This window comes from Lonsdalea quercina subsp. quercina, assembly GCF_000688695.1.
Classification (GTDB): domain Bacteria; phylum Pseudomonadota; class Gammaproteobacteria; order Enterobacterales; family Enterobacteriaceae; genus Lonsdalea; species Lonsdalea quercina_D.
Genome location: NZ_JIBQ01000009.1, coordinates 300,859 through 311,779, shown reverse-complemented (window position 1 = coordinate 311,779; position 10,921 = coordinate 300,859). Strand labels below are relative to the sequence as shown.

General features: G+C 56.9%; 9 protein-coding genes. 4 read left to right on the top strand and 5 right to left on the bottom strand.

All coding sequences use genetic code 11. The annotated features are described in order from the left end of the window. Positions 1-97 precede the first annotated feature (97 nt). The 5 genes from ssuB to ssuE all read right to left on the bottom strand — a co-directional run bounded on the left by ssuB (position 98) and on the right by ssuE (position 4,378). On the bottom strand, positions 98-892 hold the full coding sequence (gene ssuB / locus SB13_RS10695; RefSeq protein ID WP_026740346.1) for an aliphatic sulfonates ABC transporter ATP-binding protein: 795 nt from the start codon (positions 890-892) through the stop codon (positions 98-100). Then, on the bottom strand, positions 889-1,680 hold the full coding sequence (gene ssuC / locus SB13_RS10690) for an aliphatic sulfonate ABC transporter permease SsuC (RefSeq protein WP_026740345.1): 792 nt from the start codon (positions 1,678-1,680) through the stop codon (positions 889-891). Before ssuC ends, ssuB begins: the two co-directional genes overlap by 4 nt. Before the next feature lie 9 nt (positions 1,681-1,689). After that, a complete protein-coding gene (gene ssuD, locus SB13_RS10685; RefSeq protein ID WP_026740344.1) occupies positions 1,690-2,835 on the bottom strand; it encodes an FMNH2-dependent alkanesulfonate monooxygenase in 1,146 nt (381 codons plus the stop codon). A gap of 19 nt (positions 2,836-2,854) precedes the next feature. Then, a complete protein-coding gene (locus tag SB13_RS10680) occupies positions 2,855-3,811 on the bottom strand; it encodes a sulfonate ABC transporter substrate-binding protein (protein WP_026740343.1) in 957 nt (318 codons plus the stop codon). Between the two features lie 9 nt (positions 3,812-3,820). Beyond that, complete coding sequence (ssuE, locus tag SB13_RS10675; protein ID WP_026740342.1) at positions 3,821-4,378, bottom strand: NADPH-dependent FMN reductase; 558 nt, start codon at positions 4,376-4,378, stop codon at positions 3,821-3,823. Between the two features lie 248 nt (positions 4,379-4,626). Between ssuE and pyrD the strand changes: the two genes are divergently transcribed. The 4 genes from pyrD to SB13_RS10655 all read left to right on the top strand — a co-directional run bounded on the left by pyrD (position 4,627) and on the right by SB13_RS10655 (position 10,902). Next, the gene (pyrD, locus tag SB13_RS10670) at positions 4,627-5,634 is read left to right on the top strand and encodes a quinone-dependent dihydroorotate dehydrogenase (RefSeq protein ID WP_026740341.1); all 1,008 of its coding nucleotides are present in this window, start codon (positions 4,627-4,629) and stop codon (positions 5,632-5,634) included. A 158-nt stretch (positions 5,635-5,792) separates the two neighbouring features. Further along, a complete protein-coding gene (locus SB13_RS10665; RefSeq protein ID WP_026740340.1) occupies positions 5,793-6,353 on the top strand; it encodes a cell division protein ZapC in 561 nt (186 codons plus the stop codon). Between the two features lie 507 nt (positions 6,354-6,860). Next, the gene (gene rlmKL / locus SB13_RS10660) at positions 6,861-8,978 is read left to right on the top strand and encodes a bifunctional 23S rRNA (guanine(2069)-N(7))-methyltransferase RlmK/23S rRNA (guanine(2445)-N(2))-methyltransferase RlmL (protein WP_026740339.1); all 2,118 of its coding nucleotides are present in this window, start codon (positions 6,861-6,863) and stop codon (positions 8,976-8,978) included. Positions 8,979-8,982: 4 nt separating this feature from the next. Next, on the top strand, positions 8,983-10,902 hold the full coding sequence (locus tag SB13_RS10655; protein WP_026740338.1) for an ABC transporter ATP-binding protein: 1,920 nt from the start codon (positions 8,983-8,985) through the stop codon (positions 10,900-10,902). The last annotated feature ends 19 nt before the right edge of the window (positions 10,903-10,921 follow it).

The window sequence follows — 10,921 nt, the reverse complement described above, 5'->3', positions numbered from 1 at the left end:
GTCTCTGCTGATGAAGATCACGCCGGCTTTACTAACGGTCTTACAGCCGCTCGCCTGTCCAAGGCAGCGGCTTTTTTTTCGTTTCAATCGATGGAAATCAAAACGTCGCCCGTGTTAACGACGCTGGGTGTTCATGCTTAGTGGGCGTCAGAATCCGTTCCAACACGCTGGCCTCCAGTTCGGCCAATCTCGCCGAGCCGCGTCGACGCGGCCGGGGATGATCGACCAAAACATCCAGACCGATTTGACCTTCCTCAATCAAAATAACGCGATCCGCCAATGCGACCGCTTCGCTGACGTCATGGGTCACTAATAGCACGGTGAANCCTTGTTGCAGCCAGAGCGATTCGATCAGTCCCTGCATCTCGATGCGCGTCAACGCATCCAGCGCGCCCAGCGGCTCATCCAGCAGCAGCAAACCGGGGCGATGGATCAATGCGCGGGCCAGCGCCACACGCTGTTTTTGTCCGCCGGACAGCGCGGCCGGCCATTCGTTTGCACGCGAGGCCAGTCCGACGGCAGCCAGCGCATCCTGCGCGGCAGATCGCCATTCACCGCGCAGCCCCAGGCCCACATTATCAATCACTTTTTTCCAGGGAAGCAGGCGTGCCTCCTGAAACATCAGTCGGGTATCCGCCCGAGACTGGCTTAACGGTGCGCTGCCTGCCAGCAATTCCCCGGACGACACCGTTTCCAGTCCGGCGAGCAGGCGCAGCAGGGTGCTTTTGCCGCAGCCGCTGCGGCCCACGACGGCGACAAACTGACCCGCGGGGATATGTAGCTGGATATCCTGCAGGATGGTACGCCGACCGTAACGTTTGCTAATGCTATTGATCAGCAATGGCATACCCGCGTTAAGACGCGCCGGCGAGGAGAGCGAGGTAAGATTCATGCAGGTTCCTCCTTAGGTTGATAGGCGGGATGCCAGCGAAGCCAGATGCGCTCAAGCAACACGGTGCTGACATCGGCCAGTTTGCCCAGGCAGGCATAAAGAATAATGGCGACCACGACGACATCGGTCTGAAGAAACTCCCGCGCATTCATCGCCAGATAACCAATTCCCGAACTGGCCGAAATGGTTTCCGCCACAATCAGGGTTAGCCACATCAGCCCCAGCGCGAACCGTACGCCCACCATGATGGAGGGGAGAGCGCCGGGCAGCACAACCTGCCGGAACAGGCTAAACCCCGAAAGGCCGTAGCTGCGCGCCATCTCCAGCAAACCGCGGTCGAGGTTACGGATGCCGTGATAGGTGTTGAGATAAATAGGAAAAAGCGTGCCCAGAGCGACTAAAAAGATCTTGGCGCTTTCTTCGATCCCGAACCACAGAATTACCAGAGGGATCAGCGCTAAATGCGGAATATTGCGCAGCATCTGCACGGAGGTATCGAGCAGACGTTCGCCCGTGTGGGAAAGCCCGGAAATAAAACCGAGCAGCAGTCCCAGCGAGCCGCCGATAGCGAAGCCGAGCAACGCGCGCCAAGTGCTGATCGCCAGATGTTGCCATAGCTCGCCGCTGACGGTCAGCCGCCAAAATGCTGCGACAATGGCTTCGGGAGAGGGCAGAATCCGGGTGGAAAGCCAGCCGGTTTGCGATGCAACCTGCCAGACGACCACCAGCAGGAGCGGCAGCGCCCAGGGCGTAAGTCGATAAGCCGTTTGTCGCCATAGCGATTTCATAGGCGCTCCTTAGCTTTGCGCGGCCTGCAGCGGCACATAGTTATTGCCGATGACTTCGCCCAGCGCCGGTAGTAGTCGCGACGCTGGCACGTCGGGCACGGCGACGTCCAGATGAGGAAACAGCAGCTCTGCCACGCGATACGCCTCTTCCAGATGCGGGTAGCCGGACAGAATAAACGTGTCGATGCCGAGGTCCGCATACTCCTGAATCCGCTCCGCGACCGTCGCGGGGTCGCCCACCAGCGCCGTCCCCGCGCCTCCGCGCACCAATCCCACGCCTGCCCAGAGATTGGGGCTGATCTCCAGTTTGTCTCGTTTCCCACCGTGCAGAGCGAGCATGCGTTGTTGGCCGACGGAATCGTAACGTCCCAGCGCTTGCTGCGCCTTGGCGATAGTGTTGTCGTCCAGTTGAGAGATGAGTCGATCCGCCGCCTGCCAGGCCTCACGGCTGGTTTCCCGCACAATCACGTGCAGGCGAATGCCGAAACGCACCGTGCGGCCATGCGCCGCCGCTTTGGCGCGCACCTGCTCGATTTTCTCTTTGACCTGTGCCGGAGGCTCTCCCCAGGTGAGGTACAGTTCCACTTGCTCCGCCGCCAGATCCTGCGCGGCGTCGGACGATCCGCCGAAGTACAGCGGCGGGCGAGGCTGCTGCACGGGCGGGAAGATCAGCCGCGCGCCTTTGACCTGAATGTGCTTGCCGTCGAAATCGACAGTTTCGCCTTCCAGCACCCGTCGCCAGATGTGGGTAAATTCGGCGGATGCTTCATATCGCTCCTCGTGATTAAGGAACAGACCTTCGGCGGCCAGTTCGTCCGGATCGCCGCCGGTCACCAGATTAAACAATGCGCGGCCGTTGGACAGGCGGTCCAGCGTCGCCGCCTGACGGGCGGCCAAGGTAGGCGAAATGATGCCNGGGCGTAGCGCGACCAGAAAGCGCAGCCGCTGAGTCACGGGGACGAGCGATGACGCGACTAGCCAGGAGTCCTCGCAGGAACGGCCGGTCGGGATCAACACGCCGCCGAAACCAAGTTGATCCGTCGCCTGTGCGATTTGTTGCAGGTAGCGGTAATCCACTGGACGTGCCGACTCACCGCTGCCGAGGTAGTGACCGTCGCCGTGTGTGGGGAGAAACCAGAAAATATTAAGGCTCATGACGTGTCTCCAGTCGATTTTATTGTTCGGAAGGGGCGTTCCAGACTTGGGATGAGATCGTGATCGGCACCGGAATCAGACGATTTTGATAGAACAGATCCGCCGTTTCCTGCTGCGCCTTGATAACGCGTTGATCCAAAGGGCGGATCACGGTCACCGGGCGATGATCCAGATAGCTCGCGATCACTGCGTGTGGAAGTCCTATCGCGTTGACCAGCAGGTCAGTACTTTGCGAACGTTCGCTGACCGTAAATTTTTCAGCTTCCGTCAGCGTGTCCAACACCTGCCGGATAAAAACGCCGTTGCGCTCCGCGTAGTGACGGGACGCCAGATAAAACGCGCCTGTCTGATTCAAATGGCTGCCGTCGGTCAACACGCGAACGTCGCCCTGCAGCAGGGCGGCGGAATAATAGGGATCCCAGATGGCCCAGGCGTCCACATTTCCCTGTTGAAATGCGGCGCGAGCATCGGCTGGGGTCAGGTAGGCAGGCTGAATATCGCTGAACGATAGCCCGGCCTGTTGAAGGGCGCGCAGTACCAGATTGTGTGAACTGGACCCCTTCTGGAGCGCCACTCTTTTGCCTTTCAGGTCTGAGACGCTTTTCACCGGACTGTTGGCGGCGACCAAAATGACTTCAGCTTTGGGCTTTGGGGGCTCAACGCCGATGTAAAGCAGGTCTGCGCCGGCGGCCTGAGCGAATATCGGGGGCGTATCGCCGGTGCTGCCGACATCAACGCTGCCCACGTTCAGCGCTTCCAGCAGTTGCGGTCCGGCAGGAAACTCGATCCAGCGAATGGCGGTATCCGGAAAACGTTTTTCCAGCAGCTGATGCGTTTTCGTGAGCAGCAGACTGACGGAGCCTTTTTGGTAACCGATGCGCAGCTGGGGCGGACTTTCGGCCGCGAAGGTGACGGAAGCCAGCCCCAGCGAGCCGATCATCAACCAGGGGGATTGACGTTTCAACCATGAAAACATGCGGAAATCCTATGCGCTGTGTTGCAGTTGAGGATAGTGTTGACGTCTCAGCAGCGCCTGAAACAGGTTCTCTAACGCTTCCTGTAGCCGTTCTTGCAAAGCGCTAGAGAATTCTGGAGTGCGGTCGTAATCGCGGATCTGGCTGTCGTCGGCGAACACGCTTTGGAGGATCTCCTGAGCCTTCAGCGCGTTGAGTACCGGCAGTAGGCTATAGTCGACCGCGAGCATGTGCGCGAGCGATCCGCCGGTGGCGATCGGCAGTACGGCCTTATGCGCCAGAGCCCGCTCGGGCAGGACATCCAGCAGGGCTTTCAGACCGCCGGTAAACGAAGCCTTGTAAATTGGGGTGGCGATGATCACGCCGTCGGCGGTGGACAACTGCTCGTTGAGTGTTTGCAAGGCCGGACTGTCGAAGCGGGCATTCAGGAGATCTTCCGGGGGAAAGTTGTGTAGATGCCAGGGTAGGACTTCCACGCCCTTGGCCGTCAGCCACTTGCTCGCATGCTGCAGAAGCGCGGTGGAACGTGATGGGTAGCGAGGACTTCCTGCTAAAGTGATAACGCGCATATGCACTCCTTCTAACGTATTGTTAGCAACTCTTACCATTGGGCAACATGCGGCCAGTCTGGCAGACACAGACTTATTCCATTAAATGATTTATTGTGTAATCGAAAGACTCAAAGTGCATAACATCAGCCGCGCCTTGGCCCTCCCGACGTGACCGGCGAGGCTTTTTTGTCACAGGTCAATTCCCTTTCCGATACGGATGGCCGATAATACTGCCCCGGTCTGCAACCGGGAATCCAGGAGAGTCCATGTACCCCCTTATTCGTAAAGCGTTATTCCAGCTCGACCCAGAGCGCGCGCATGAGTTTACCTTTCAGCAGTTGCGTCGTATCAGCCACACCCCGTTAGAATTTCTCGTCCGTCAGTCTGTTCCCACCAAGCCCGTGACGTGCATGGGGCTGTCGTTTAAAAATCCGCTGGGGCTTGCGGCCGGGCTGGATAAAGACGGCGAATGCGTGGATGCGCTGGGGGCTATGGGATTTGGCTTCATTGAAGTCGGGACCGTGACGCCGCGCCCTCAGCCGGGAAATGATAAGCCGCGCTTATTTCGTTTGGTCGAAGCCGAAGGATTAATTAACCGCATGGGATTTAATAATCTTGGGGTGGATAATCTGGTGGAGAATGTTAAGAAATCCCATTTCGGCGGCATATTGGGCATTAATATCGGCAAGAATAAAGATACGCCGGTAGAGAATGGAAAGGACGACTATCTGATCTGCATGGAGAAGACCTATGCGCATGCGGGTTATATCGCCATTAATATTTCTTCGCCGAATACGCCGGGATTACGAACCCTTCAGTATGGCGAAGCTCTGGATGATTTGTTACAAGCGGTAAAAAATAAACAGGCGGAGCTGGAAGCCAAACATCAAAAATATGTTCCTGTGGCGGTGAAAATAGCGCCGGATCTTTCAGAGGAAGAATTGATCCAAATTGCAGATAGTCTGGTGCGACATAATATTGATGGCGTGATTGCTACGAATACCACGCTGGATCGTCAATTGATCCAAGGGTTGAATCACAGCGGTCAGACCGGGGGATTAAGCGGTCGTCCGTTGCAACTGCTCAGCACCGAAGTGATTCGTCGTTTATCTCAGGAATTAAACGGTCGTCTACCTATTATCGGAGTCGGTGGTATTGACTCTCTAATGGCTGCACGGGAAAAAATGGCGGCGGGCGCGACGCTGGTGCAAATTTACAGCGGGTTTATTTTCCGTGGACCGGGTCTAATTAAAGATATCGTCACTCATATCTAATTTTTTCATCTTCATTCATAGCCGGGGGTTTATTTCTGCTCCCGGCTAGTCTATATTTTTTGTGCTGTATAAAAATAACGCATTCGAGTTCTCCACGGGTTAATTTTGCAGGCGTTAAATATCGCAGGCAGCGCAAAAGGAAGAATGAAGGTATCACGATGAAATTAAAACCTGACGATAATTGGCGTTGGTATTTTGACCAAGAACAGCAGCGTCTGATGTTGGATCTGGCGGATGGCATGTTATTCCGTTCTCGTTATCCTATGTCGATGTTAACCCCGGATGCTTTTATGGAAAGCGCGTTTTGCGTCGATGACGCCGCGTTATTTTTTACCTATCAGGAAAAGTGTCAGAGAATAACCCTCTCACAGGCGGAAAAAGCCGAACTGATATTAAACGCGCTGGTAGCCAATCGCTTTATGAAACCGCTAATGCCGAAAAGCTGGCACTTCACGCCACAATCCGGTGAAGGATACCGCCCAACGACAGGGGACATCGTCAACGTTCAACTCGTGGACCGCGATGAAGACGCCAGTCTTTTGGTGGTGGAAGAGGGTGAGAAAGCCAGCCTGTGTTTGCTGGCGCAAAGCCAACTGACGCTGAATGCGAAAACGCTGCAACTGGGCGATCCCATCAAAATTATGCACGATCGGCTGTCGCCGACGGCGGCGATTGACGATATCGACAGCGATTCGTCGCCGTATGCCTGCGTAGGCTGACTCCGCCGGTTCGGCTACAGATGTCCGGCGTCGACCGTGCCGGTCTTTCACCTATACATCTGCCGTGACCGCCGCATCCCCCCCTTGTCGCTCGAGGCAAGTTTTGTTTGTCCTCACCATGTCCCTCCCTGAGTTCCTGCGTCTTATCGCGCGTTTAACGTGGCCCGACGTGTCGATATAGCCGATTTGATGACGGTTTAGACGTCAAATGATGACCACGCATCGCCTCTTTATATACGTTTTGTGCGGCTTGTTCTGGGATATTCTGACTGCTCGCGACCTGAAGTTCCCTTCACTGACACTCCATTGCTCAAGCCACACCAGCTCGCGGGCGCAGGGGCGCTGCGGCATCATCTGACGAATGGGCATCGTGATGCTCAAGGCGCGATGCCGTCAAACCCAACTTTGCAAAGACCACAATGATTTCGATCGGCTGCGGTGCATTATGACAACCGGTGGGGATTAGCTATAATGCGCCTCAATTTTCTTTAAGGTGATATCTGCTCTATGAACTCTCTGTTTGCCAGCACGGCGCGTGGTTTGGAAGAATTATTAAAAAGCGAACTTGAGGCGCTGGGCGCCCAGGATTGCGCAGTCGTGCAGGGGGGCGTGCATTTTCAGGGAGACGATCGCCTGGTGTACCAAAGCCTGATGTGGAGCCGCCTGGCGTCTCGCATCCTGCTTCCGCTCAACGAATTCAACGTCTACAGCGATTTGGATCTCTATCTAGGGGTTCAGGCGGTAGACTGGTCGACGATTTTCAGCGTCGACAAAACCTTCGCCGTCCATTTCAGCGGCACCAATGACGAAATCCGTAATAGCCAGTACGGCGCATTGAAAGTTAAAGACGCCATCGTCGACAGCTTCACCCGCCGTACCGGCCAGCGTCCCGACGTCGCCAAACAGCAGCCGGATATTCGCATCAACGTTTTTCTGCAGCGTGAGAAAGCCAGCGTAGCGATCGACCTCAGCGGCGACGGTCTGCATATGCGGGGTTACCGCGATCTGGCCGGTCAGGCGCCCCTCAAAGAAAATCTGGCTGCCGCGATCGTGCTGCGTTCCGGCTGGGAAAAGGGTACGCCGATGGTCGATCCGATGTGCGGATCCGGGACGTTATTGATCGAAGCGGCCATGATCGCTGCCGACCGGGCGCCAGGGTTGCACCGCCATCATTGGGGATTCCTGGCCTGGGAGCAGTTTAATCCGACGCTGTGGAAAGAGGTGACGACTGACGCACAGCAGCGCGCCCGCGCCGGAGTGCAGGCTACCGCGTCGCGTTTTTTCGGCTCGGATAACGATCGCCGGGTGATTGACATCGCTCGCGCCAACGCGCGCCGCGCCGGCGTCAGCGAGTTAATCCGTTTCGATGTATGCGATGCCGTACAACTCAAAAATCCGCTGCCGGAAGGCCCTACCGGGACGGTGCTCAGCAACCCGCCTTACGGCGAACGTCTGGAAAGCGAGCCTGCTCTGATTGCGCTGCACAATATGCTGGGGCGTATCATGAAAGCGTCGTTCGGGGGCTGGCAGCTGTCTCTCTTCAGCGCTTCACCGGAGCTGCTGAGCTGTTTACAACTGCGCGCCGACCGCCAGTTCAAAGCCAAAAACGGTCCGCTGGACTGTGTGCAGAAAAATTACCAGCTGGCGGCGAACAGCGCTGAAAGCGTAAGCGCGCCGGCGGATGATTTCGCCAATCGACTGAAGAAAAACCTGCGTAAGCTAGACAAATGGGCCAAACAGCAGGGGATTGAATGCTATCGCGTCTACGACGCCGATTTGCCGGAATACAACGTCGCCGTTGACCGCTACGGCAGTTGGGTGGTGGTGCAGGAGTACGCGCCGCCGAAGACGGTGGATGCCCAAAAAGCCCGTCAGCGTTTGTTCGACGTCATCAATGCCACACTCAGCGTGCTGGGCGTGCCGACGAACCAGCTGATCCTCAAGACGCGTGAACGGCAAAAAGGAAAAAATCAGTATGAGAAGCTGGCCCAGAAAGGCGAGTTCCTGCTGGTGGACGAGTACAACGCTCGACTGTGGGTCAATCTGACTGACTATCTGGATACCGGTCTGTTCCTGGACCACCGCGTCGCCCGCAAAATGCTGGGTGAACTGAGTCAGGGAAAAGATTTTCTCAACCTGTTCGCCTATACCGGAACGGCCAGCGTTCATGCGGGCATCGGCGGCGCACGCAGCACGACGACGGTGGACATGTCGCGCACCTATTTGGAATGGGCGGAAAAGAACCTGCGCGCCAATGGTCTCACCGGGCGTCAGCACCGATTGATCCAGGCGGATTGCCTGAGCTGGTTGAGCCAGTCTAACGAACAGTTCGACGTGATCTTCATCGATCCGCCGACGTTCTCCAACTCTAAACGCATGGAAGCCACGTTTGACGTGCAGCGGGATCATCTGATGCTGATGAAAGATTTGAAGCGCCTGCTGAAACGCAGCGGTACCATCATGTTTTCCAACAACAAACGGGGCTTCCAGATGGATATGGAAGGTCTCGCCGCGCTGGGTCTGGACGCACAGGACATTACCGCACGTACCCAATCGCAGGATTTCGCCCGCAATCGTCAGATTCACAACTGCTGGCTGCTGAAGCACGCCGGAGAGGAAAAGTAATTACATGTCATTAATCAGTTTATCGGGCGCCTGGCTGTCATTCAGCGATGCGCCGCTGCTGGACAATACCGAGCTGCATATTGAAGACAACGAGCGTGTCTGTCTGGTCGGTCGTAACGGCGCCGGAAAATCGACGCTGTTAAAAATCCTCGCGAAGGAGATCCCTCTGGACGATGGGCGTCTTATTTTCGAGCAGGACCTGATTGTCGCCCGATTGCAGCAGGACCCGCCGCGCAACGTGGCCGGCAGCGTTTTCGACTTTGTGGCGGAGGGCGTCGCGGAGCAGGCAGAGCATCTGAAAGCGTATCACGCCGCGCTGCGGCTGGTTGAAACGGATCCCAGCGAGCGTAATCTGAATCAACTGGCTAAAGTCCAGGAAGTGCTGGACCATCAGGGTCTCTGGAAACTGGAAGATCGCATCAACGCCGTGCTGGAACAGCTGGGTCTGACCGCGGATACGCCGCTGTCGTCCCTGTCCGGCGGTTGGCTGCGCAAGGCCGCGTTGGGCCGGGCGCTGGTTAGCGCTCCCCGGGTATTGCTGCTGGACGAACCGACTAACCATCTGGACATCGAAACCATCGACTGGCTGGAAGGGTTCCTGAAATCGTTTCAGGGCAGCATCATTTTCATTTCCCATGACCGTTCTTTCATTCGCAATATGGCGACCCGAATCGTTGATTTGGACCGCGGCAAACTCGTTTCCTGGCCGGGCGACTATGATAAGTATCTGGCGGGCAAGGAAGAGGCCCTGCGCGTGGAAGAACTGCAGAACGCGGAATTCGACCGCAAACTGGCGCAGGAAGAGGTTTGGATCCGTCAGGGCATCAAGGCGCGCCGCACCCGTAACGAAGGCCGTGTGCGTGCGTTGAAGGCTTTGCGTCAGGAGCGTACTCAGCGTCGCGAAGTGATGGGATCGGCCCAAATGCAGGTGGAAGAGGCGGCGCGCTCCGGCAAAATCGTCTTTGAACTGGAGAACGCCAGCTATCAGGTCGGCGGCAAAGTTTTGCTGAACAACTTCTCCGCTCAGGTTCAGCGCGGCGATAAAATCGCGTTGGTCGGGCCTAACGGCTGCGGTAAAACCACGCTGTTGAAGCTGATGCTGGGCCAGTTGAAGGCAGATAGCGGCCGCATCCATTGCGGGACAAAGCTGGAGGTCGCCTACTTCGATCAGCATCGCGCCGAATTGGATCCGGAGCGGACGGTGATGGACAACCTGGCTGAAGGCAAGCAGGAAGTGATGGTCAATGGCCGCTCTCGCCACGTGCTCGGCTATTTGCAGGACTTCCTGTTCCATCCTAAACGGGCGATGACGCCGGTGAAGGCGTTGTCCGGCGGAGAACGAAATCGCCTGCTGTTGGCGCGGCTATTTTTGAAGCCGAGCAACCTGTTGATTCTCGATGAACCGACCAACGACCTGGACGTGGAAACGCTGGAGCTCCTCGAAGAGCTGCTCGACAGCTATCAGGGCACGGTATTGCTGGTCAGCCATGACCGTCAGTTCGTCGACAACTCGGTCACCGAATGCTGGATTTTCGAAGGCAACGGCGTTATCGGCCAGTACGTCGGCGGTTACTATGACGCACAGCAGCAGCGTTCAGTGGCGACCCCGCTGCGCGCGACGGCGGCTTCTGCTCCCGTCGAGTCCAAGTCTGCGCCCGCCGCATTGCGACCGGCTAAACCGGCCGCCACGGTGAAGCTCAGCTACAACCAACAGCGTGAACTGGCGCAGTTGCCTCAGCAGTTGGAAGAGTTTGAGCGTGAGATCGCTTCGCTGCAGGCGCAGATGAGCGACCCGTCGTTTTTCTCTCGACCTCATGAGGAAACGCAGCCGGTGCTGGACGCGTTAGCGTTGGCGGAACAGCGTCTGGAAACCAGCTTTGCCCGCTGGGAAGAGCTTGAGTCTTTGCAAAACGGCAACGCGTAGCTTTTGACGTCAGGCAAGC